Origin of the sequence: Pseudomonas sp. MPDS (genome assembly GCF_013283895.1) — a bacterium.
GTDB lineage: Bacteria > Pseudomonadota > Gammaproteobacteria > Pseudomonadales > Pseudomonadaceae > Aquipseudomonas > Aquipseudomonas rhizophila.
On record NZ_CP054128.1, the window covers coordinates 4,791,891 to 4,814,646 of the forward strand.

At 61.1% G+C, this 22,756-nt stretch carries 15 protein-coding genes, 7 pseudogenes and 1 other annotated feature; of the genes and pseudogenes, 16 read left to right on the top strand and 6 right to left on the bottom strand.

The genetic code is table 11. The features are described from left to right. Nucleotides 1-185 precede the first annotated feature (185 nt). Together HQ912_RS21065 and HQ912_RS21070 are read left to right on the top strand one after the other, a co-directional pair. Nucleotides 186-1,361, top strand: a pseudogene (locus HQ912_RS21065) (IS3 family transposase). Continuing rightward, nucleotides 452-569 (top strand) — a sequence feature (AL1L pseudoknot). (Overlaps the previous pseudogene by 118 nt.) A 157-nt stretch (nt 1,362-1,518) precedes the next feature. After that, nucleotides 1,519-1,707 (top strand): annotated as a pseudogene (locus HQ912_RS21070) (transposase domain-containing protein); the annotation flags it as partial. Between the two features lie 55 nt (nt 1,708-1,762). Here HQ912_RS21070 and nahR read toward each other — a convergent pair. Beyond that, nucleotides 1,763-2,665 (bottom strand): HTH-type transcriptional activator NahR, encoded by a 903-nt coding sequence (nahR, locus tag HQ912_RS21075; RefSeq protein ID WP_173407261.1) that lies wholly within the window; start codon nt 2,663-2,665, stop codon nt 1,763-1,765. A 154-nt stretch (nt 2,666-2,819) separates the two neighbouring features. Here nahR and salA point away from each other — a divergent pair, with 154 nt between their 5' ends. The 11 genes from salA to HQ912_RS21130 all read left to right on the top strand — a co-directional run bounded on the left by salA (nt 2,820) and on the right by HQ912_RS21130 (nt 12,480). Further along, nucleotides 2,820-4,133 carry a salicylate 1-monooxygenase gene (salA, locus tag HQ912_RS21080; RefSeq protein ID WP_036993061.1) on the top strand — a complete coding sequence of 438 codons (1,314 nt, stop codon included), beginning with the start codon at nt 2,820-2,822 and terminating at the stop codon, nt 4,131-4,133. A gap of 442 nt (nt 4,134-4,575) precedes the next feature. Beyond that, nucleotides 4,576-4,914, top strand: a complete 339-nt coding sequence (locus HQ912_RS21085; protein WP_003292091.1) for a 2Fe-2S iron-sulfur cluster binding domain-containing protein — start codon at nt 4,576-4,578, stop codon at nt 4,912-4,914. Next, entirely contained in the window at nt 4,911-5,834 is a 924-nt protein-coding gene (locus tag HQ912_RS21090; protein ID WP_003292092.1) for a catechol 2,3-dioxygenase, read from the top strand. Before HQ912_RS21085 ends, HQ912_RS21090 begins: the two co-directional genes overlap by 4 nt. Nucleotides 5,835-5,868: 34 nt before the next feature. Beyond that, a complete protein-coding gene (locus HQ912_RS21095; RefSeq protein WP_003292094.1) occupies nt 5,869-7,329 on the top strand; it encodes a 2-hydroxymuconic semialdehyde dehydrogenase in 1,461 nt (486 codons plus the stop codon). A 10-nt stretch (nt 7,330-7,339) separates the two neighbouring features. Then, nucleotides 7,340-8,188, top strand: a complete 849-nt coding sequence (locus HQ912_RS21100; RefSeq protein WP_014819622.1) for an alpha/beta fold hydrolase — start codon at nt 7,340-7,342, stop codon at nt 8,186-8,188. A gap of 11 nt (nt 8,189-8,199) precedes the next feature. Beyond that, nucleotides 8,200-8,985: a 2-oxopent-4-enoate hydratase gene (gene dmpE / locus HQ912_RS21105; RefSeq protein WP_003292096.1), complete on the top strand. Its 786-nt coding sequence runs from the start codon at nt 8,200-8,202 to the stop codon at nt 8,983-8,985. Nucleotides 8,986-8,999: 14 nt separating this feature from the next. Beyond that, nucleotides 9,000-9,923, top strand: a complete 924-nt coding sequence (locus tag HQ912_RS21110) for an acetaldehyde dehydrogenase (acetylating) (RefSeq protein ID WP_003292099.1) — start codon at nt 9,000-9,002, stop codon at nt 9,921-9,923. A 12-nt stretch (nt 9,924-9,935) separates the two neighbouring features. Further along, a complete protein-coding gene (gene dmpG / locus HQ912_RS21115) occupies nt 9,936-10,976 on the top strand; it encodes a 4-hydroxy-2-oxovalerate aldolase (protein ID WP_003450283.1) in 1,041 nt (346 codons plus the stop codon). Beyond that, nucleotides 10,973-11,767, top strand: coding sequence for a 2-oxo-3-hexenedioate decarboxylase (gene dmpH / locus HQ912_RS21120; protein ID WP_017849598.1), 795 nt, complete (start codon nt 10,973-10,975; stop codon nt 11,765-11,767). Before dmpG ends, dmpH begins: the two co-directional genes overlap by 4 nt. Nucleotides 11,768-11,815: 48 nt before the next feature. Continuing rightward, nucleotides 11,816-12,007 carry a 2-hydroxymuconate tautomerase gene (locus tag HQ912_RS21125; protein ID WP_003292102.1) on the top strand — a complete coding sequence of 64 codons (192 nt, stop codon included), beginning with the start codon at nt 11,816-11,818 and terminating at the stop codon, nt 12,005-12,007. 32 nt (nt 12,008-12,039) lie between these two features. Beyond that, nucleotides 12,040-12,480 carry a GlcG/HbpS family heme-binding protein gene (locus HQ912_RS21130; RefSeq protein WP_017849597.1) on the top strand — a complete coding sequence of 147 codons (441 nt, stop codon included), beginning with the start codon at nt 12,040-12,042 and terminating at the stop codon, nt 12,478-12,480. Between the two features lie 188 nt (nt 12,481-12,668). Here the strand turns inward: HQ912_RS21130 and HQ912_RS21135 are convergent. Beyond that, nucleotides 12,669-13,005: pseudogene (locus HQ912_RS21135) on the bottom strand (ISL3 family transposase); the annotation flags it as partial. A 307-nt stretch (nt 13,006-13,312) separates the two neighbouring features. Here HQ912_RS21135 and HQ912_RS21140 point away from each other — a divergent pair. After that, complete coding sequence (locus tag HQ912_RS21140; protein WP_003451223.1) at nt 13,313-14,743, top strand: FAD-binding oxidoreductase; 1,431 nt, start codon at nt 13,313-13,315, stop codon at nt 14,741-14,743. Between the two features lie 313 nt (nt 14,744-15,056). Here HQ912_RS21140 and HQ912_RS21145 read toward each other — a convergent pair. From HQ912_RS21145 to HQ912_RS28190, 4 genes and pseudogenes are all read right to left on the bottom strand, one after another. After that, a pseudogene (locus tag HQ912_RS21145) lies at nt 15,057-15,832 on the bottom strand (IS110 family transposase); the annotation flags it as partial. 77 nt (nt 15,833-15,909) lie between these two features. After that, a pseudogene (locus tag HQ912_RS21150) lies at nt 15,910-17,160 on the bottom strand (IS256 family transposase). Between the two features lie 167 nt (nt 17,161-17,327). Next, nucleotides 17,328-18,191 (bottom strand): methyl-accepting chemotaxis protein, encoded by an 864-nt coding sequence (locus HQ912_RS28185; protein WP_370737524.1) that lies wholly within the window; start codon nt 18,189-18,191, stop codon nt 17,328-17,330. Further along, a pseudogene (locus HQ912_RS28190) lies at nt 18,189-18,986 on the bottom strand (Tar ligand binding domain-containing protein); the annotation flags it as partial. The pseudogene HQ912_RS28190 and the gene HQ912_RS28185, both read right to left, overlap by 3 nt. Nucleotides 18,987-19,211: 225 nt before the next feature. Here HQ912_RS28190 and HQ912_RS21160 point away from each other — a divergent pair. Next, on the top strand, nt 19,212-19,784 hold the full coding sequence (locus HQ912_RS21160) for a recombinase family protein (RefSeq protein ID WP_011078028.1): 573 nt from the start codon (nt 19,212-19,214) through the stop codon (nt 19,782-19,784). Nucleotides 19,785-19,787: 3 nt separating this feature from the next. Continuing rightward, nucleotides 19,788-22,755 (top strand): annotated as a pseudogene (locus tag HQ912_RS21165) (Tn3 family transposase). The last annotated feature ends 1 nt before the right edge of the window (nt 22,756 follow it).

The following is a 22,756-nucleotide window of genomic DNA, read 5'->3' on the forward strand; positions in this document are numbered from 1 at the left end:
GCGAATTTGTATAGATATCATCGCCGGCATGAATATTGAGGGGAAAGTATGCAGCTGCATGTGTCAAGGCCGATGTAAAACTGACCCACCTGGGCTAACGTCGCGGCCTTGTCGAGGCTGCTTATGTTGATCTGAACCGCCCCGGCTATCGCGGAGGCTCCACCTTTTGAGAAACTGGAGCCACTATGCCAAAGCCACCGAAGTTTTCCCCTGAAGTCCGCGAGCGTGCCGTACGGATGGTCTATGAAGTCCGTGAGTCGCATGCTTCCCAGTGGGCGGCCATTGAGGCGGTATCCAGCAAGATCGGTTGCACCGCTCAGACCTTGAGCAACTGGATTCGCAAGGCATCTTCCCCCTCAACACCCAATCCGTCGGTAGATCCTCGTATCAAAGAGCTGGAGCGCGAGATTCGCGAGCTCAAGCGGGCCAACGAGATTCTCAAGGTCGCCAGCGCTTTTTTCGCCCAGGCGGAGCTCGACCGCCGTTTGAAGTGATCTGGCTACTCATCGACGAGCACCGGAAAACCTTTGGGGGTCGAGCCAATGTGCAGCGTGCTGCAGGTGTCCCCATCGGCCTATCGACGCCATGCTGCGCGCTTACGCGACCGATCACGGCAATCAGCACGCGCAATACGTGACGAGGCGCTTACCGTGCAGATTCGTCGTGTCTGGCAAGAGAACTACGAGGTCTATGGTGCCCGAAAAATCTGGCGTCAGATGCTCCGCGAACGCCAGACCGTAGCGCGCTGCACAGTGGAGCGGTTGATGCGGGACATGGGGCTGCGTGGTGTAACACGAGGCAAGGCCGTGAAAACCACACGCGCTGACCCTAGCAATGCCAATCCCAGAGACTTGGTGAAGCGGCAGTTCACGGCTGAGCGCCCCAACCAGCTCTGGGTGGCAGATTTCACCTTCGTTTCAACCTGGCAGGGGTTTGCCTACGTCGCGTTCATCGTGGATGTCTACTCCCGGTTTATCGTTGGCTGGCGTGTCAGTCGGCACATGCGCACGGAGTTTGTCCTCGATGCGCTCGAACAGGCACTTCACAGCCGTCGGCCTGAGCCGCACCGGCTGGTTCATCATAGCGACCGGGGCTCGCAAGCCGGCGTCGAGCCGTCGGTTGGCAATACCGGCGACAGCTACGACAACGCCTTGGCGGAGACCATCAACGGACTCTACAAGACCGAGTTGATCCACAAGCAAGGGCCATGGAAAACTGTAGAGGCTCTGGAATGGGAAACGCTGAAGTGGGTGACCTGGTTCAACCAACAGCGCTTGCTGGAACCGATTGGAAATAGGCCACCAGCGGAGTTTGAGGCACTATACGAACAGAGTCAGGCAGCAATCCCAGTTGCCGCCTGACTCAAATACGATAGCCTCCGCGAAACCCGGGGCGGTTCAAGCATTACAACGAGCAGCATCCGCACAGCGCTTTGAAATATCGCTCGCCGAGGGAATTCAGGCGCTTGGCAGTAGCATCAACGGGGAGTTGGTGTCCGGTTTGGTAGGGGCAAGTCCATCGAACTGGTTGTTTGCCGGGCCGCTACGCAGCGGCAAACGAGCGGCGGCGATCATGAGCCTGATCCGGTCGGCCCGCATGAACGGACATGATCCGTATGCCTATCTCAAGGACGTGCTGACACGGCTGCCTATGCAGCGGGCCAGTGAAATCGGCCAACTGCTGCCGCATCAGTGGGTACCTGCCTGAATCACGCAAGGTGAGTTCGGCGTACGCTTACGTATCGATCACCCCGGATTGTCACTCAATCCGAAAACAGCTCGAACATCAGTTGTCGCAACCAGATGTTGGCTAAATCCTTGTGATATTTTGCGTGCCAGAACATGTTAATGGGGATTTCTGGTAGGTCGATGGGGATTGGCAGCACATCCAAGCCGAAGGGCTCTACACAGCAGTCAGCGAAGCGCTCAGGTACGGTGGCGAGTAGCTCCGTATGCTGGAGGATATGGCCGACGGCGACGAAGTGCGGAACCTCTAGGCGAATGTCCCGCCGGATGCCAGCTCGCGCCATAAGGGAATCTACTTCGCCGTGGCCAGTGCTGGCGGCGATGACACGTATATGGCTGTAGGCACAGAAGCGCTCCAAGGTCAGTGGCTCTCTGGTGGCCGGGTGGTTCTTACGGCACAAGCACACGTAGCGGTTATGAAGAAGCCGACGCTGAAAGAAGCCGGCCTGTAGGTTGGGTAGCAGGCCTACGGCCAAATCTACTGTACCGTCTTGTAACGACTGTCCCAAACTCACCGAGCTGCCGCGTACCGTGCTGATTGTGCAATGGGGGGCCTTACGAGTGAGCGCATCTATTAACCGCGGCATGAAATATATCTCACCAATGTCGGTCATGGCCAAGGTGAAGGTACGCTCGCTGGTTAAAGGATCGAAGCGCTCTTCGTGATGTAGCGCTTCGCGCAGACTGTGCATGGCATGGGCGATAGGCTCAGCTAAATGTGCAGCATAGGGCGTAGGTTCCATGCCTTGGTGGGTACGCACGAACAGTTCGTCCTGCAGTGCGGTGCGCAGGCGCTTCAGGGCGTTGCTTACGGCAGGTTGGGTTAGGCCTAGGCTTTGCGCGACGATAGAGACACGCTTGTCGACCATCAACTGGTTGAATACTACCAGCAGGTTTAAATCCAGGTCATGCAGTTCCATGGAGCCTCGCTATGTTGGGACGTCGTCCTGCCAAAGCGGCAGCATCGTACATTCTCACCATGAATATATAATATAGGGATTAGTGTATTTATCAATAGTTATGGCTTCGCTACTGTTGAAGATATCCCAATAATAAAGTCATGACAGGTATTGCATGAACGACATGAACGCTAAGAAACCAGCCTTGCGCGTCGCTATAGTCGGCGGCGGAATTTCAGGCCTTGCCTTGGCATTGAGCTTGTGCAAACACTCCCATCTTAATGTGCAGCTATTCGAGGCTGCCCCGGCGTTCGGTGAAGTCGGTGCTGGTGTGTCCTTCGGGCCTAACGCAGTGCGCGCCATTGTCGGTTTGGGTTTGGGTCAAGCCTACTTTCAGGTTGCTGATCGGACTCCGCAGCCTTGGGAGGATATTTGGTTTGAATGGCGGCGCGGTAGCGATGCCAGCTATCTAGGCGCCACCATTGCGCCGGGCGTAGGTCAGTCCTCTGTACACAGGGCTGATTTCCTTGACGCCCTAGTAAAACACCTTCCAGAAGGTATCGCCCAATTTAGGAAGCGTGCCACCCAAATCGAGCAGCAGGGTGATGAACTGCAAGTGCTATTCGCCGACGGCACAGAGTACCGCTGCGATCTTCTAATCGGCGCCGACGGCATTAAGTCAGCGCTTCGTAGCTATGTGCTGGAAGGTCAGGGGCTGGATCATTTAGAACCACGTTTTAGCGGTACCTGTGCATACCGGGGCATGGTAGATAGCCTGCAACTGCGCGAAGCCTATAGAATAAATGGCATTGACGAGCACTTGGTGGATGTCCCGCAGATGTACTTAGGGCTCTATGGCCATATTCTTACCTTCCCGGTGAGAAAAGGCCGCATTGTCAACGTGGTAGCGTTCACCTCCGACCGTAGCCAGCCGGAACCGACTTGGCCCGCGGACGCTCCCTGGGTACGGGAAGCGAGCCAGCGCGAGATGCTCGATGCGTTCGCGGGCTGGGGCGATGCCCCGCGCGCCTTACTGGAGTGCATCCCGGCGCCAACTCTCTGGGCACTGCATGACCTGCCGGAACTGCCAGGCTACGTACACGGTCGGGTTGCCCTGATCGGCGACGCAGCGCACGCCATGCTGCCGCACCAAGGGGCCGGTGCAGGGCAAGGGCTTGAGGACGCCTATTTCCTCGCCCGGCTGTTGGGCGATAGTCGGACCGAAACAGGCAACCTCCCCGAGCTGCTTGGAGCTTACGACGACCTGCGCCGCCCTCATGCCTGTCGTGTGCAACGAACCACTGTGGAAACCGGCGAGTTATACGAGTTGCGCGACCCCATTGTAGGTGCGGACGAACAGCTGGTGGGGGAAATACTGGCGACTCGTTTCGACTGGCTATGGAACCATGATCTCGATGCCGATGTGGCTGAGGCCCGACTGCGCATGGGTTGGGAGGCGCATGAGCAAATTGCGCTGCGTCAAGGGTAAGAGGCCGTGTCGATAGTGGCTAAGGTTTCGAAGGCGAGTAATTGAAGTGTTTTCTGCGAACGGGTTACGTGATGCACATAGGCTTGCGTTTAGTGCTAGGTGCAAAATATCACTTTGTTTCAGCCGCTAGGCCGACGCCCATGGGAGCCGTTGGATCTGTAAATATAGTTAGATTCTGATCTAAGCACAGGCAGCCACCGCATCGGTGCCAGTGGACCGCAGATACCACGGTAACCCATTAGGATTTCATACATGCTGCGCCAAAGAGCATCGCTAGAGAGAACAATGCAAACCAATAACAAGAGTTCGTTCCGTTACACCTTAATAATCAGCGCTCCCGCGATGACAATCAATACTTCCCTAGCAATCGCCAAACTGGTCAGGCCTTGTATTTGGAGGTCCTGCAGCGGTGCCCACTGACGCACATGTCGACGGAGGCGGGATGCCAACGGTCTTTGAAATCACTGTACGGCCTGATGGGGAGAGCTTCGTCTGCCAGCCGCAGCAGTCAGTGCTTCGTGCTATGGAGGCCCAGAACAAGCACTGCCTACCAGTTGGCTGTCGCGGCGGCGGGTGCGGCCTGTGTAAGGTGCGGGTGCTGACCGGTGATTACGAATGCGGGCGTATGAGCTGCAAGCACGTACCGGTAGAGGCCCGCGAACAAGGCTACGCCCTGGCCTGCCGACTGTTTGCCCGTAGCGATCTATGTATCGAGCGTTATTCAAAGCCGTGCTATGAAAATACGGTCGACCCACAACAAAGAGAAAAGGTGACGTCATGAACAAAGGTATAATGCGCCCCGGCCATGTGCAGCTGCGTGTACTGGACATGAGCAAGGCCCTGGAACACTACGTCGAGTTGCTGGGCCTGATCGAGATGGACCGTGACGATCAGGGCCGTGTCTATCTCAAGGCTTGGACCGAAGTTGACAAATTCTCCGTGGTGCTACGCGAAGCCGACGAACCTGGTATGGATTTTATGGGTTTCAAGGTTGTGGATGAGGATGCTCTCCGGCAACTGGAGCGGGATCTGACGGCATATGGCTGTGCCGTTGAGCAGCTACCCGCAGGTGAGCTGAACAGTTGTGGCCGGCGCGTGCGCTTCCAGGCACCCTCCGGGCATCACTTCGAGTTGTATGCAGACAAGGAATATACTGGAAAGTGGGGTGTGAATGAGGTCAATCCCGAGGCATGGCCGCGCGATCTGAAAGGCATGGCGGCTGTGCGTTTCGATCATTGCCTACTGTATGGCGACGAATTGCCGGCGACCTATGACCTGTTCACCAAGGTGCTCGGCTTCTATCTGGCCGAACAGGTGCTGGACGAAAATGGCACGCGCGTCGCCCAGTTCCTCAGTCTGTCGACCAAGGCCCACGACGTGGCCTTCATTCACCATCCGGAAAAAGGCCGCCTCCATCATGTGTCCTTCCACCTCGAAACCTGGGAAGACGTGCTTCGCGCCGCCGACCTGATCTCCATGACCGACACCTCTATCGACATCGGCCCGACCCGTCATGGCCTGACCCACGGCAAGACCATCTACTTCTTCGACCCGTCCGGTAACCGCAGCGAGGTGTTCTGCGGCGGCAACTACAGCTATCCGGATCACAAGCCGGTGACCTGGCTGGCTAAGGACCTGGGCAAGGCGATCTTCTATCACGACCGTGTGCTCAACGAACGATTCATGACCGTGCTGACCTGATGGTTCGGTTCGACTTATTGCAGAGATTGCGCAGATGAAAGAGATCAAGCATTTCATTAACGGTGCCTTCGTCGATTCGGCCAGCGGCCGCACCTTCGAGGACATCAACCCGGTCAATGGCCAGGTGATCGGCCGCGTGCACGAGGCCGGCCGCGCCGAGGTCGACGCCGCGGTCAGGGCGGCACGCGCTGCGCTGAAGGGACCATGGGGGAAGATGACGGTGGCCGAGCGCGCTGAGATTCTGCATCGCGTGGCCGATGGCGTCACGGCGCGCTTCGATGAGTTTCTCGAGGCCGAATGCCTGGACACCGGCAAGCCCAAATCCCTGGCCAGCCACATCGACATTCCGCGCGGCGCGGCCAATTTCAAGGTGTTCGCCGACCTGATCAAGAACGTGCCGACCGAAGCCTTCGAGATGGCCACCCCGGACGGCGCCGGTGCACTCAACTACGGCGTGCGCCGGCCCAAGGGGGTGATCGGCGTGATCAGCCCGTGGAACCTGCCGCTGCTGCTGATGACCTGGAAAGTCGGCCCGGCCCTGGCCTGCGGCAACTGCGTGGTGGTCAAACCATCCGAGGAAACCCCGCTGACCGCCACCCTGCTCGGCGAGGTGATGCAGGCCGCCGGTGTGCCGGCCGGCGTGTACAACGTGGTGCACGGTTTCGGCGGCGATTCGGCCGGGGCCTTCCTCACCGAGCACCCGGACGTCGACGCCTACACCTTCACCGGCGAGACCGGCACCGGCGAAACCATCATGCGCGCCGCGGCCAAGGGCGTGCGCCAGGTGTCGCTGGAGCTGGGCGGCAAGAACGCCGGCATCGTCTTCGCCGACTGTGACCTGGACAAGGCCATCGAGGGCACCCTGCGCTCGGCCTTCGCCAACTGCGGCCAAGTCTGCCTGGGCACCGAGCGGGTGTATGTCGAGCGGCCGATCTTCGACGCGTTCGTCGCCCGCCTGAAGGCCGGCGCCGAAGCGTTGAAGATCGGCGAACCGAACGATCCAGAGGCCAATTTCGGCCCGCTGATCAGCCACAAGCACCGTGAAAAAGTCCTCAGTTACTACCAGCAGGCAGTCGACGACGGCGCCACCGTTGTCACCGGCGGCGGCGTGCCGGAGATGCCGGCGCACCTGGCCGGCGGCGCCTGGGTGCAGCCGACCATCTGGACCGGCCTGACCGACGATTCGGCGGTGGTCACCGAGGAAATCTTCGGCCCCTGCTGCCATATCCGCCCGTTCGACAGCGAGGAGGAAGCCATTGAACTGGCCAACAGCCTGCCTTACGGCCTGGCCTCGGCGATCTGGACCGAGAACGCTTCGCGCGCCCACCGCGTCGCCGGGCAGATCGAGGCCGGCATCGTCTGGGTCAACAGCTGGTTCCTGCGCGACCTGCGCACCGCCTTCGGCGGCAGCAAGCAGTCGGGCATCGGGCGCGAAGGGGGTGTGCACTCGCTGGAATTCTACACCGAGCTGAAAAACATCTGTGTGAAACTCTGAGGAGCTGGCCATGAACGCACCGCAGCAAAGCCCTGAAATCGGTCGCGAAATCCTCGCCGCTGGCTACCGCACCAACCTGCATGATCAGGGCGAAGGCTTCCCGGTTCTGCTGATCCACGGCTCCGGGCCGGGCGTCACCGCCTGGGCCAACTGGCGCGGGATCATTCCGCAGCTGGCGCAGACGCGCCGGGTGGTCGCTCCGGACATGCTCGGCTTCGGCTACAGCGAACGTCCGGCCGATGGACAATACAGCCAGGCGCGCTGGGTCGAGCATGCCATCGGCGTGCTCGACGCCCTCGGCATCCAGCAGGCCGACATCGTCGGCAACTCGTTCGGCGGCGGGCTGGCGCTGGCACTGGCCATCCGTCACCCCGAGCGCGTGCGCCGGCTGGTGCTGATGGGCAGCGTCGGCGTGGCCTTTCCGATCACCGAGGGGCTGGAAATGGCGTGGGGCTACACGCCGTCGCTGGCCAACATGCGCAGGCTGCTCGATCTGTTCGCCCACGACCGCACCCTGGTCAACGACGAGCTGGCCGAGCTGCGCTACCAGGCCAGCATCCGCCCGGGCTTCCAGGAGTCGTTCGCCGCGATGTTCCCGCCGCCACGGCAGAACGGAGTCGACGATCTGGCCAGCAACGAGGCCGATATCCGCGCCCTGCCCCACGAAACCCTGGTCATCCATGGCCGCGAGGATCGGATCATCCCGCTGCAGGCTTCGCTGACCCTCGCGCAGTGGATTCCCAACGCCCAACTCCACGTCTTTGGCCATTGCGGCCACTGGACCCAGATCGAACACGCCGAGCGTTTCGCCCGCCTGGTCGAGAATTTCCTCGCCGAGGCCGACGCCCTCCATTCCTGAGAGAGACCGATATGGACAAGACATTGATCAACGAACTCGGCGACGAGCTCTACCAGGCGATGGTCCAGCGCGAGACCGTGTCGCCGCTGACCAGCCGCGGCTTCGACATCACGGTCGAGGACGCCTACCACATCTCCCTGCGCATGCTCGAACGCCGCCTGGCGGCCGGCGAGCGGGTGATCGGCAAGAAGATCGGCGTCACCAGCAAGGCCGTGCAGAACATGCTCAGCGTGCACCAGCCGGACTTCGGCTACCTCACCGATGCCATGGTCTACAACAGCGGCGAGGCAATGCCGATCAGCGAGCGGCTGATCCAGCCACGCGCCGAGGGCGAGATCGCCTTCATCCTCAAGAAGGATTTGATGGGGCCGGGCGTGACCAACGCCGACGTGCTGGCTGCCACCGAATGCGTGATCCCCTGCTTCGAAGTGGTCGATTCGCGCATCCAGGACTGGAAGATCAAGATCCAGGACACCGTCGCGGACAACGCCTCCTGCGGGCTGTTCGTGCTGGGGGACCAGGCCGTCTCACCGCGCCAGGTCGATCTGGTCACCTGCGGCATGCTGGTTGAGAAGAACGGCCAGCTGCTCTCCACCGGCGCTGGAGCGGCTGCGCTCGGCTCGCCGGTCAACTGCGTGGCCTGGCTGGCCAACACCCTCGGCCACTTCGGCATTGGCCTCAAGGCCGGCGAAGTGATCCTGTCCGGCTCGCTGGTTCCGCTGGAACCGGTCAAGGCCGGTGATTTCATGCGCGTCGAGATCGGCGGCATCGGCAGCGCCTCCGTGCGCTTCATCTGATCGAGGACAGCCTGATGAGCAAGAAACTGAAAGCCGCCATTATCGGCCCGGGCAACATCGGCACAGATCTGGTGATGAAGATGCTGCGTTCCGAGTGGATCGAGCCGGTCTGGATGGTCGGCATCGACCCCGAGTCCGATGGCCTCAAGCGCGCCCGCGAGTTCGGCCTGAAGACCACCGCCGAGGGCGTCGACGGCCTGCTGCCGCACGTGCTCGAGGACGATATCCGCATCGCCTTCGATGCCACCTCCGCCTATGTACACGCCGAGAACAGCCGCAAGCTCAACGAGCTGGGCGTGCTGATGGTCGACCTGACCCCGGCCGCCATCGGCCCGTACTGCGTGCCGCCGGTGAACCTCAAGCAGCATGTCGGCACGCTGGAAATGAACGTCAACATGGTCACCTGTGGTGGCCAGGCCACCATCCCGATGGTCGCCGCGGTATCGCGCGTGCAGCCGGTGGCCTACGGCGAGATCGTCGCCACCGTGTCCTCGCGCTCCATCGGCCCGGGCACCCGCAAGAACATCGACGAGTTCACCCGCACCACCGCCGGCGCCATCGAGCAGGTCGGCGGGGCCAAGGAAGGCAAGGCGATCATCGTCGTCAACCCGGCCGAGCCGCCGCTGATGATGCGCGACACCATCCACTGCCTGACCGAAACCGAACCGGACCAGGATGCGATCACCGCATCGGTCCACGCGATGATCGCCGAGGTGCAGAAGTACGTGCCCGGCTACCGGCTGAAGAATGGCCCGGTATTCGACGGCAACCGCGTCTCGATCTTCATGGAGGTCGAGGGCCTGGGCGACTACCTGCCCAAGTACGCCGGCAACCTCGACATCATGACCGCCGCCGCCCTGCGCACCGGCGAGATGTTCGCCGAGGAAATCGCCAGCGGCACCATTCAACTGCCACGTCGTGAAGCGGCACTGGCCTAAAGGAGTCGCACCATGAATCTGCAAGGCAAGAACGTCACCCTGCACGACATGAGCCTGCGCGACGGCATGCACGCCAAGCGCCACCAGATCAGCCTCGAGCAGATGATCGCGGTCGCCACCGGCCTCGACGCCGCCGGCATGCCACTGATCGAGATCACCCACGGCGACGGCCTCGGCGGTCGCTCGATCAACTACGGTTTCCCCGCGCACAGCGACGAGGAATACCTGCGTGCGGTGATCCCGCGCCTCAAGCAGGCCAAGGTATCCGCCCTGCTGCTGCCGGGCATCGGCACGGTCGACCACCTGAAGATGGCGCTCGACTGTGGCGTCTCCACCATTCGAGTGGCCACGCATTGCACCGAGGCCGATGTCTCCGAGCAGCACATCGGCATGTCGCGCAAGCTGGGCGCCGATACCGTCGGCTTCCTGATGATGGCGCACATGATCAGCGCGGAAAAAGTGCTGGAGCAGGCGCGGCTGATGGAAAGCTACGGCGCCAACTGCATCTATTGCACCGACTCCGCCGGCTACATGCTGCCCGATGAAGTCAGCGAGAAGATCGGCCTGCTGCGCGCCGAGCTGAACCCGGCCACCGAGATCGGCTTCCACGGCCACCACAACATGGGCATGGCCATCGCCAACTCGCTGGCGGCCATCGAGGCCGGCGCCTCGCGCATCGACGGCTCGGTCGCAGGGCTAGGCGCGGGTGCCGGCAACACCCCGCTGGAAGTCTTCGTCGCGGTGTGCAAGCGCATGGGCGTGGAAACCGGCATCGACCTCTACAAGATCATGGATGTGGCCGAAGACCTCGTCGTGCCGATGATGGACCAGCCGATCCGCGTCGACCGCGATGCGCTGACCCTGGGCTATGCCGGCGTATACAGCTCATTCCTGCTGTTCGCCCAGCGCGCCGAGAAGAAATACGGCGTGCCGGCCCGCGACATTCTGGTCGAGCTGGGGCGCCGCGGCACCGTCGGTGGCCAGGAAGACATGATCGAAGACCTCGCCCTGGATATGTCCCGGGCCCGCCAGAACCAGAAGGTGAGCGCATGAACCGTACCCTCAACCGCGAGCAGGTGCTGGCCCTGGCCGAGCACATCGAGAACGCCGAATTGCAGGCCCATGACATCCACAAGGTCACCAACGACTATCCCGAGATGACCTTCGCCGATGCCTACGACATCCAGTGGGAAATCCGCCGGCGCAAGGAGGAGCGCGGCAACAAGATCGTCGGCCTGAAGATGGGCCTGACCTCATGGGCGAAGATGGCACAGATGGGCGTGGAGACGCCGATCTACGGCTTTCTCGCCGACTACTTCAGCGTGCCCGACGGCGGCACGGTGGACTGTTCCAAGCTGATCCACCCCAAGATCGAGGCGGAAATCGCGGTGGTCACCAAGGCACCGCTGGTCGGGCCTGGTTGCCATATCGGCGACGTGATCGCCGCGGTCGACTACGTGATCCCCACCGTCGAGGTAATCGACTCGCGCTATGAGAATTTCAAGTTCGACCTGATCAGCGTGGTGGCCGACAACGCCTCGTCGACCCGCTACATCACCGGAGGCCGCATGGCCAACCTCGAGGAGGTCGACCTGCGCACTCTCGGCGTGGTGATGGAGAAGAACGGCGAGGTGGTGGAACTTGGTGCCGGCGCCGCAGTGCTCGGCCATCCGCTGTCCAGCGTGGCCATGCTGGCCAACCTGCTGGCAGAGCGCGACGAACACATACCGGCCGGCACCTTCATCATGACTGGCGGCATCACCGCCGCCGTCGCAGTAGCGCCGGGCGACAACATCACCGTGCGCTACCAGGGGCTTGGCAGCGTCTCCGCGCGCTTCGTCTGAGCCATCCGGCCGCCCTGCCCGGGCGGCCTCTTCTTCAGGAGGCACACCATGCCTATTGCCCAGATCCACATCCTTGAAGGCCGCAGCGACGAGCAGAAGGAAACCCTCATTCGCGAAGTCAGCGAGGCCATCTCGCGCTCCCTGGATGCGCCGCTGACCAGCGTGCGAGTGATTATAACCGAGATGCCCAAAGGCCACTTCGGCATCGGCGGCGAAAGCGCCAAGGCCATTGGTCGATGAACCTGCCTCCTCCTGCACAGAGAGTCCGACACATGAGAACAACGAATCAACGCTCGCTGCACTGGGAAGCCGCCTATGCCGCCACCCGTGCGGCCGTGGCACATGCAGAGAAGCTAGGCGTGCGCATTAACGTCTGCGTGGTTGACCACTCCGGCCTGCCGTTGGCCTATCTCCGCATGAACGGCGCCTTTCTACATTCACGGGAAATTGCCGAAGACAAGGCATACACCGCCGTGAGCTTCGGCTTCTCCACCCGCGACTGGCTCGACGTGCTGGGTGACAACCCGCGCCTGCGCATCGGCCTGCCAAGACGCGAGCGGCTGGTGGTGTTCGGCGGGGGCCTGCCGATCCTGCTCGATGGTGAATGCATCGGCGGCATCGGCGTCTCTGGGGCCGACGAGGGGCAGGACGAAGCCTGCGCGGCAGCGGGCTTGGCGGCCATAGGGCATCATGAGGCATCCAGTTTGGGGTAGAGGCAGATTTTGACTTTCGCGCCCGAACGCATCATGCGGCTGGCTTCCAGAAGGGAAATCAGCAGCATTGATTGGCCTTCTGATCTCTTTAGGCGGTTTCGGTAATAAGCGGAGCGAGAAACAGATCAGCCGATGGATGCTAGGTCGGCAAGCCCGTTCAGTTTGGCGGTGGCAGATAGACCGTGGGCCAATGGCTGGTTGGCGGCGAGCAATTCCTGCAACTGCACGGCTTGGCCGCCCTTGAGGTGCTCAGCGTTGCGCAGCAGCAGCCAGCGGCTGCGCTTGACCACCTTGCGCGCTGGTTTGTTATCGCGCAAGGTGGTTGGCCTGGTCGACGCGGATACGGTCGATCACCTCACGACCGTAGCGCGCCACCCCATGGAACAGGTCGTACACCACTTCGGCTTGAGGGCAGTGCCGCTTCACTTCCAGGTCGAAAGCGGTGTTCATGTCCATGGCGACCGCCTCGATATGCCGGCAGTGCTCACCGAGCCACTCGAAGAATGGGCGAATCGCCTGGCGGCTGCATAGCGACAGCAGGGTGTGGGGGTTGGGATGTTTAGCGACTGCCAATCTACCCACTTCCTCGCCTGTTACTAATGAGGAACAAAGTATCCGAACATCGCAATAATATTCGCGGTATTGTCTGACATCATAAAAACACAAAAGCATCAGCGTGTTATGGGTTTCACGGATACTTATCGGAAAACTTTTTGACTGTCCGGATACAAAATTTCGGGTTAGTAACTCGCTCTTTCCCCAGAATCCGCGGCCGCCCATTATAAAGGCTGGACACGCTGGCCGTTCCATAAACTGGAAGAGGAGTCTCTTCATGAACATCACTGCATCGGAACCGGCGTCCGGGCCCTGGAACCCTAAACGAATTCTGGCCGCGCTGCGCGCCGACGCCAGCATCGGCGAAGTGCTGGCGGGCGCCGACATCGAGGCCCGGTACCTGAACGACTGGAGCGGCGAGGAAGGCGGCAGGCCGCTGGCCTTGGTGCGCCCGCACGACACCGCCGAAATTGCGCGCGTGATGGCATTATGCCATGCAGGACGCTGCCCGGTGGTGCCGCAGGGCGGGCTGACCGGCCTGGCCGGCGGTGCCACGCCGATAGAAGGCTGCGTGCTCGTTTCACTGGAGCGCATGTCCGGCGTGGTCGAACTGGACCCTGCCTCAGCCACCATGACCGTGCTGGCCGGCACGCCGCTGCAGGTCGTTCAGGAAGCCGCGCAGGCGGCGGGCTTTCTGTTCGCGCTGGACCTGGGCGCGCGCGGCTCATGCCAGATCGGCGGCAACATCGCCACCAATGCGGGCGGCAACCGCGTGATCCGCTACGGCATGGCGCGCGACCTGGTGCTGGGACTGGAAGCCGTGCTGCCCGACGGAACCGTGCTGTCCATGATGAACAAGATGGTCAAGAACAATGCCGGCCCCGATCTGAAGCATCTGTTCATCGGCACCGAGGGCACGCTGGGCATCATCACGCAGGCCGTGCTCCGCCTGCATCCGGGCGTCTCGGGCGCCAATACCGCGTTGGTAGCCGCGCCCGATTTCGGCTCGGCCATCAAGCTGCTGCGCCATGCGCAGCACCTCCTGGGCGGCCGGGTCAGCGCATTCGAGATGATGTGGCAGGACTACTATGCCGCGGCCACAACCGCCGGCGGCATCGCCGCGCCGCTGCCGGCCACGTATCCACTATACGTGCTGCTGGACCTGCAGGCGGCCGCACCCGAAGAGGATGCGGCGCGCTTCGAGGCGATGTTGGAACACGCGCTGGCCGAAGGCTGGATCGCCGACGCCGCCGTGGCCCAATCTCACACGCAGACCCAAGCCTTCTGGGAACTGCGCGATGCCATCTCCGAGATGCTGCGCACCTTCGCGCCCACCATCAACTTCGACGTGTCCGCGCCCATCTCGGGCATCGAGGAATGCGTGGCCCGGATGCGCGAGGCGCTGGCGCGCGATTTCCCCGGCGTTCGGGCGATCTACTTCGGCCACGTCGGCGACGGCAACGTGCATATCGTGGTGGGTTCGCTGCCGACTGACGACCGCAAGACCGAACAGCGCATCGAGGCCGCATTCTACGCTATCGTGCGCAGCCTGTCGGGATCGGTCTCGGCCGAGCACGGCATTGGGCTGCACAAGCGGCCGTGGTTGCACTACAGCCGCAATCCGGCGGAGCTGTCCTTGATCGCGACGGTGAAGCGCGCGCTCGATCCGCACGGGATCATGAATCCGGGGAAGATTCTGGCGTCTTGAGTGGGGGTGGTGGCGGCGGTCGCCGCCTGATGGGTGCTGCAAGAGATTTTTTTGAAGAAAAAATTTACGGTCACCCCGTTTCTGCAATACTGACCAGCGATGATTCTATGGCTTGCGTAAATCTATCCGGCGTCTCGTTTGGGCTGCCTCGCGCCACGATGAGAGTCGCGCCTGGTGATCCTGACAAGCCGGCGGCTTCGAAAGCCGTTTTTTATGTCAGGTTCTTCACCAAGCCGGTGGCCGTTCACGTCATCGGTTGTTCAGCATCGCAAAACCTGGAAGGGTGTTCCGTGGTACAGCTGTAATGGCCGGATCAGGCGGCGTAGACGACTGGCCCTGCTTCGAATTCCGAGTGGTTGGCAGCGATCGCCCAGGCGATTCGGGCGAACTTGTTGGCCAGGGCGCACACCACTACATTCGAGTGATTCGAGCGGCGTCGCTCTCGTAGCGAACGGACCCAGTCGGCCAGGGCGCCCTGCTGATGCTTCAGGCGCTGCGGCTAGACCCGGGCGCATTGCACTAGAAGTCGCCGCAAATTCTTGTCCCCTCGTTTGCTCATCCCCAGCAAATTGGCTCGACCGCCGGTGCTGTGCTGGCGGGGCACCAGCCCCACCGATGCCGCGAAATCACGGCTGCCGCCATACTGCTTGCCATCGCCATTTCGGCCGATAACAGGCTGGCCGTGATCGGGCCGACACAGGGAATCGTCAGCAAGCGACTCCCCAGGTCATCTTCCTCAAGCTGGGTGGTCATTTCCTTGTCCAGTGCCTTGATCTGTCCGTCCAGATAGCGTGAATGCTGATGCAGGCGCGTTAGGAGTGCGACCAGCCGAGGCGGCAGCTCATGCTCATCCAACGTGCTCGGCAGTCGTCTGACCAGCGATAGTCCCTTGGGCAGGCTGATGCCGAACTCAAGCAGGAAACCGTGGGCCTGGTTGGCCGTCTTGGTACGATCACGCACCAGCGAATCACGCATCCGGTGCAATACCGAGAGCGTTTGCCGGGCCTCGATCTTGGGCGAGACGAAGCGCATGCTGGGCCGCGATGCGGCTTCGCAGATCGCTTCGGCATCAATGAAGTCGTTCTTGTTGGGGAGCCCGCAGAATCCGGAAAATAACGTACGCTAAGGATGAGGGTGTCCCGGATTATGTGTAAACGGGATTTCTATTAATCCTGCATCAATCGATCTTCGAACTGGATACTGAAGCGATTCAGAGCCGCTTTCCAGTCCCGTATCGGCATCGTCCACTTCTTGCTGATGTTGTTCAGCGCCAGATAAAACAGCTTGCTCACGGCCTCGTCAGTTGGGAACGAGGCCCGGGTCTTGATCACCTTGCGCAAACTCATGTTGATCGATTCGATGGCGTTGGTGGTGTAGATCACCTTGCGGATCTCGGCCGGATGGTCGAAGAACGGGATAACCCGTGCCCAGTTACGCCGCCAGGACAGGCCGATTGACTGGTACTGACCACCCCACTTTTCTTCAAACTCCGTCAGCCGTTGCTCGGCCAGTTCGACCGTCGCCGAGGTGTAGACCAGCTTCAGATCGGCGGCCACTTCCTTGCGCGCTTTCCAGGACACGAAGTTCAGGCTGTTGCGCACCATGTGCACGATACACAACTGCACGCAGGCTTTCGGATAGACCGTTTCGATCGCCTCGGGGAAGCCCTTGAGGCCGTCCACGCAGGCGATAAAAATGTCCTGCACGCCACGGTTCTTCAGCTCGGTGACTACCTGCAACCAGAACTTGGCACCCTCGGTTTGGGCGATCCACAGCCCCAGCACTTCCTTGTGCCCGTCCATATTGACCCCGATAGCCAGGTACACCGCCTTGGTCCGCACCGCGCCGGCATCGCGCACTTTGACGTGGATGCAGTCCAGATAAAGGATCGGGTACAGCGGATCGAGTGGACGGCCCTGCCAGAGCTTCACCTCGTCGCTTACCGCGTCCGTGACGGTCGAGATGAGGGTTGGGGAGACCTCGGTGCCGTACATCTCCTCCAGGTGCCCCTGGATCTCTCGTACGCTCAGGCCGCGGGCGTACAGCGAGATGATCTTGTCGTCGAAGCCCGTCCAGCGGGTTTGCTGCTTGGCCACCAGCTGCGGCTCGAACAGCGCCTGGCGGTCACGAGGGATGGCCAGCGGCAGTTCGCCGAAATCGCCCTTGAGGGTTTTGTCGCTGTGACCGTTACGGGCATTACCGCCGGCGTTGAAGATCGATCCACTCTTGCCATGCCCAGGTGCTCGGTCATCTCGGCTTCCAGCGCACGCTCGACCAGCATCTTGGTGAGCTGGCTTGAGCAGGCCGTTTTCGCCAATCAAATCTTCCGGTTTCTTGTAATTGACCAGCAGGCTGTCGGCGAGCTTAACGAGTTCAGGGTCGGGCTTCGCTCGCTTGGTGCGTTTTACTACGGTCATGGGTACTCCTTGAGGCTGGCAGTCTCCTGCCAAATGACCGTTTACACAAAGTTAAAAACACCCTCCTCAGGATGGCCTGAGGAAGTCCTTTCTCGGGAAAAAGAGCCCAGCAGCCGAGCGGGTTACAGCGCATCAATTCCGCGAAGCTGGGGCTTTTCAGAGTTTCCCTAAAGACGGAACATGTGCATCAGACGCTGAAGTTGGCTTGCCAGAGAAGCCAATTGCGTACTGGTGGCAACATTCTGACGTGAGGCTTCGCTAGTTTTTTCGGCAATCTGGCTTACGTTGGTAACGTTACGGCTGATCTCCTCCGCGACAGAGCTTTGCTCCTCAGCTGCAGAAGCAATCATGGCATTCATGTCATTAATGGTCGCCACAGCATTACTGATTTGCTCCAGCATATGGCCTGCACTGGCAACCTGCTGCTTACCAGCTTGTGCTTTGCTGCAACTGCTTTCCATGACAGCAACAGCACGATTTGCGCCGCTCTGCAGCTTTTCAATCATGGCCTGAATTTCGTTGGCTGACTGTTGCGTGCGCGAAGCAAGCGAGCGCACCTCATCCGCGACAACAGCAAAGCCTCGTCCGTGCTCACCAGCATGTGCAGCTTCAATAGCCGCGTTAAGGGCAAGCAGGTTGGTTTGTTCGGTAATGCTTCGAATGACATCCACTACAGAGCTAATACCAGCACTGTCTGCCTCAAGCTCATGAATCACAGTGGCAGCGTGTTCAACTTCACTGGCGAGGCTGTCAATAGAAGCGATTGTTTGATGAACCACGCGCATGCCGCTTTCAGACTGCTGATCGGCCTCCTGTGCCGCCCGTGCCGCACTGGCAGCGTTCCCCGCTACGTCCTGAACAGTAGCGGACATTTCGTTCATCGCAGTAGCTATCAGGTCTGTCTCCAGCTGCTGGCGGCGGATACCGTCACTGGTTTGACTACTTGCCTGGGCCGTCTGCTCAGCTGCAGCTGCCAGTTGCTCCACGGCACCTGCCAACTCTTGAAAGGTGTGGTGAAAACGCGAAGCCATTTCATTGAATGCGCTAGATATTTCGCCCAGCTCATCACGCCCCTGATAGGTAACTCGATAGCCCAAATTGCCATCAGCGAGCTGCTGACCGCCGACTTGAAGCTCCCGAACGCCTTTGGTGATACTTGGCACAGTGGCCAGAGCCGTGACTGTGACCAGAGACAGAGCCACTACCAGCGCCAGTCCTATCATCGCCACAAGACGCTCGAATTGCTTATCCGCGTTTTGAAAGCTTAATTCAGCTGCCGACGCCTCCGACTCAATAAGAGTGCGCAAGCTGGCATAGGTAGTCATAAAAGCAGGATCAAGGCGGGTTAGCAGGATTTGGTTCCCTCCCGCATAGTCGCCTTGGCGCATCGCATTGAGCGTCGGCAGAACACCATTATCCAAGTAATCAGACAATTTGTTCTGCAGCTCAGTGCTAAGGCGCTGCTGTTCTTTGCTCATTGGTATACGCTGGTAGTCAGAAAGGCGCTCACGGATGATGCTTACGCTTTTATCCACTCTATCGAAATGCATACTCGATGGATGATCATGCGCCTTCTCGAAGGCACTTCCGGGCTCATGCTGAAGGGCAAGCAAAAGCTGAGCACGCGCGTTGTGCATGTGGTTATTGATGTCGCCAAGCTTGTCGATCGGTAGCAACATGTTGTTGTACAGCCGATCAATCACTGCATTGCTGGTGCGCATTCCATTAAGACCAGCCATTGGCAAGCCGACAGCCATAGATGCTAGAAGCACGAGCAAGCCGATGAGACGGGTTTTTATTGAGAAACGGGCTAGCCAACCACTCATCGTGTCACCTCATTATTAGATATTTCAATGTGCCTTCATTGTATCGGCTGGTTCATTTGAAATCTTGAGTCAGGCTCCCCCTCAAGGCTTCTCGCCATATGGCCGGGGGAAATATTAGTACTCAAATCAAATACAAGACCTAAAGGCCGTCAGGTTGGGCTATACCCTAACCGGATGTCAGGCAGCCCAGCGCTACGCCGTCAGATAGAGTCCATCATTAATTTTTTGACCTCTGCTTGCCAAAGTCATAGATTTCAGCCTGACAAATTCAGCAGTTACGACCAGAACCCGGAACGCCAACTGGAACAGACCCAGGTGAGCAAGCTGTTCACCGACAAGGCCTCGGGCAAGGATAATCAGCGCCCGCAACTGGAGGCGTTGCTGAGCTTCGTCCGTGAGGGCGACACCGTGGTGGTGCATAGCATGGATCGTCTGGCGCGCAACCTCGATGACCTGCGCCGCCTGGTGCAGAAGCTGACCCAGCGCGGCGTGCGCATCGAGTTCCTGAAGGAGGGCTTGGTGTTCACGGGCGAGGACTCCCCGATGGCCAACCTGATGCTATCTGTGATGGGGGCCTTCGCTGAGTTCGAGCGCGCCTTGATCCGTGAGCGGCAGCGCGAGGGCATCGCCTTGGCCAAGCAGCGCGGCGCGTACCGAGGCCGCAAGAAAGCCCTGTCCGATGAGCAGGCTGCTACCCTGCGGCAGCGAGCGACGGCCGGCGAGCCCAAGGCGCAGCTCGCCCGTGAATTCAACATCAGCCGGGAAACCCTCTACCAGTACCTCCGCACGGACGACTGATACATGCCGCGTCGCTTGATCCTCTCGGCCACGGAGCGGGACACCCTGCTCGCGCTGCCGGAAAGCCAGGATGACCTGATCCGCTACTACACCTTCAACGATTCCGACCTGTCGCTGATCCGCCAGCGGCGCTGGCGACGCCAACCGTCTGGGCTTTGCGGTGCAACTCTGCCTGCTGCGCTTCCCCGGCTATGCGTTGGGCACCGACAGCGAGCGGCCCGAGCCGGTGATCCTGTGGGTGGCCAAGCAAGTCCAGACCGATCCGGCGAGTTGGGAGAAGTACGGCGAGCGCGACGTGACCCGTCGCGAGCACGCCCAGGAACTGCGCACCTACCTGCAACTGGCCCCGTTCGGCCTGTCCGACTTCCGCGCCCTGGTGCGCGAGCTGACCGAACTGGCCCAGCAGACCGACAAGGGCTTGCTGCTGGCCGGTCAGGCGCTGGAGAGCCTGCGGCAGAGGCGACGCATCCTGCCGGCGTTGAGCGTGATCGACCGGGCTTGCTCGGAGGCCATTGCGCGGGCCAATCGGCGGGTCTACCGCGCCCTGGTCGATCCACTTACGGACTCGCATCGGGCCAAGCTGGACGAGCTGTTGACGCTCAAGGCCGGCAGCAGCATCACCTGGTTGACCTGGCTGCGACAGGCACCGCTGAAACCCAACTCCCGGCACATGCTTGAACACATCGAGCGGCTGAAGACATTTCAGCTGGTGGACTTGCCCGAAGGCCTGGGCCGGCACATCCATCAGAACCGCCTGCTCAAGCTGGCCCGCGAGGGTGGGCAGATGACACCCAAGGACCTCGGCAAGTTCGAGCCTCAGCGACGCTACGCGACCCTGGCCGCGGTGGTGCTGGAGAGCACCGCGACTGTGATTGATGAGTTGGTCGATCTGCACGACCGTATCCTGGTCAAGCTGTTCAGCAGCGCGAAGCACAAGCATCAGCAGCAGTTCCAGAAACAGGGCAAGGCGATCAACGACAAGGTGCGCCTGTATTCGAAGATCGGCCAGGCGCTGCTGGAGGCCAAGGAAAGCGGCAGCGACCCCTATGCAGCCATCGAAGCGGTGATACCTTGGGACGAGTTCACCGAGAGCGTCAGCGAGGCCGAGCTGCTTGCCCGGCCGGAAGGCTTTGACCATCTGCACCTGGTCGGCGAGAACTTCGCCACTCTGCGCCGTTACACGCCGGCCTTGCTGGAGGTGCTGGAACTGCGCGCTGCGCCGGCCGCGCAAGGCGTGCTGGCAGCCGTGCAGACCCTGCGCGAGATGAACGCCGACAGCCTGCGCAAGGTGGCGGCCGATGCACCAACGGCCTTCATCAAGCCCCGCTGGAAGCCGCTGGTGATCACCCTGGAAGGCAACGACCGGCGCTTCTATGAAATCTGCGCGCTTTCCGAGCTGAAGAACGCCCTGCGCTCCGGCGACATCTGGGTCAAGGGCTCGCGGCAGTTCCGTGACTTCGACGACTTCCTGCTGCCGGCAGAGAAGTTCGCCACGCTCAAGCGGGAACAGGCCCTGCCCCTGACGATCAATCCCAACAGCGACCAGTATCTGGAAGAGCGATTGCCGCTGCTGGACGAGCAGTTGGCCACCGTCATCCGCCTGGCCAAGGACAACGAGATGCCCGAGGCCATCCTCACCGAGTCCGGGCTGAAGATCACCCCGCTGGATTCAGCGGTGCCAGATCGTGCGCAGGCGCTGATCGACCAGACCAGCCAGTTACTGCCGCGCATCAAGATCACCGAACTGCTGATGGACGTTGACGACTGGACGGGCTTCAGCCGCCACTTTACCCACTTGAAGGACGGGGCCGAGGCCAAAGACCGGACGTTGCTGCTGTCCGCGATCCTCGGTGATGCAATCAACCTCGGGCTGACCAAGATGGCCGAGTCGAGCCCCGGCCTGACCTACGCCAAGCTGTCCTGGCTGCAAGCCTGGCACATCCGAGACGAAACCTACTGGGCGGCCCTGGCCGAGCTGGTCAACCACCAGTTCCGTCATACCTTCGCCGCTCACTGGGGCGACGGCACGACCTCTTCGTCCGATGGCCAGCGCTTCCGGGCGGGCGGCCGGGGCGAAAGCACCCGGCACGTCAACCCGAAGTACGGCAGCGAGCCGGGCCGGCTGTTCTACACCCACATCTCCGACCAGTACGCGCCATTCAGCACCCGCGTGGTGAATGTCGGCGTGCGCGATTCCACCTACGTGCTCGATGGCCTGCTGTACCACGAGTCCGACTTGCGGATCGAGGAGCACTACACCGACACGGCCGGCTTCACCCATCACGTCTTCGCCCTAATGCACCTGCTGGGCTTCCGCTTCGCACCACGCATCCGCGACCTCGGCGAAACCAAACTGTATGTGCCGCAGGGCGTGCATGCCTACCCGGCGCTGCGCCCGCTGATAGGAGGCACCCTGAACATCAAGCACGTCCGTGCCCATTGGGATGACATCCTGCGCCTGGCCAGCTCGATCAAGCAGGGCACCGTCACCGCCTCGCTGATGCTGCGCAAGCTCGGCAGCTATCCGCGCCAGAATGGCCTGGCCGTCGCCCTGCGCGAACTGGGCCGGATCGAACGCACGCTGTTCACCCTGGACTGGTTGCAAAGTGTTGAGCTGCGCCGCCGCGTGCATGCCGGCCTGAACAAAGGTGAGGCTCGCAACTTGCTGGCTAGGGCGGTGTTCTTCAACCGCCTTGGGGAAATCAGGGATCGGAGCTTCGAGCAGCAGCGCTACCGGGCCAGCGGCCTCAACCTGGTGACGGCCGCCATCGTGCTGTGGAACACGGTGTACCTGGAGCGCGCCACCCAGGGACTGGTCGAAGCCGGCAAGCCGGTGGACGGCGAGCTGCTGCAATACCTGTCGCCGCTGGGCTGGGAGCACATCAACCTGACCTGCGATTACGGCTGGCGGCAGAGCCGCAGGCTGGAAGACGGGAAGTTCAGGCCGCTACGGTTGCCTGGAAAACCTTAGC

Bases quoted from the DNA above. Each gene is read 5' to 3' on its own strand.
- HQ912_RS21140 (WP_003451223.1), top strand. From the start codon at position 13,313: ATGAACATCACTGCATCGGAACCGGCGTCCGGGCCCTGGAACCCTAAA.
- HQ912_RS28185 (WP_370737524.1), bottom strand. From the start codon at position 18,191: ATGGCTTCGCGTTTTCACCACACCTTTCAAGAGTTGGCAGGTGCCGTG.
- dmpE (WP_003292096.1), top strand. From the start codon at position 8,200: ATGGACAAGACATTGATCAACGAACTCGGCGACGAGCTCTACCAGGCG.
- salA (WP_036993061.1), top strand. From the start codon at position 2,820: ATGAACGACATGAACGCTAAGAAACCAGCCTTGCGCGTCGCTATAGTC.
- HQ912_RS21100 (WP_014819622.1), top strand. From the start codon at position 7,340: ATGAACGCACCGCAGCAAAGCCCTGAAATCGGTCGCGAAATCCTCGCC.
- HQ912_RS21090 (WP_003292092.1), top strand. From the start codon at position 4,911: ATGAACAAAGGTATAATGCGCCCCGGCCATGTGCAGCTGCGTGTACTG.
- HQ912_RS21095 (WP_003292094.1), top strand. From the start codon at position 5,869: ATGAAAGAGATCAAGCATTTCATTAACGGTGCCTTCGTCGATTCGGCC.
- HQ912_RS21125 (WP_003292102.1), top strand. From the start codon at position 11,816: ATGCCTATTGCCCAGATCCACATCCTTGAAGGCCGCAGCGACGAGCAG.
- dmpH (WP_017849598.1), top strand. From the start codon at position 10,973: ATGAACCGTACCCTCAACCGCGAGCAGGTGCTGGCCCTGGCCGAGCAC.
- HQ912_RS21110 (WP_003292099.1), top strand. From the start codon at position 9,000: ATGAGCAAGAAACTGAAAGCCGCCATTATCGGCCCGGGCAACATCGGC.
- dmpG (WP_003450283.1), top strand. From the start codon at position 9,936: ATGAATCTGCAAGGCAAGAACGTCACCCTGCACGACATGAGCCTGCGC.
- nahR (WP_173407261.1), bottom strand. From the start codon at position 2,665: ATGGAACTGCATGACCTGGATTTAAACCTGCTGGTAGTATTCAACCAG.
- HQ912_RS21130 (WP_017849597.1), top strand. From the start codon at position 12,040: ATGAGAACAACGAATCAACGCTCGCTGCACTGGGAAGCCGCCTATGCC.
- HQ912_RS21085 (WP_003292091.1), top strand. From the start codon at position 4,576: ATGCCAACGGTCTTTGAAATCACTGTACGGCCTGATGGGGAGAGCTTC.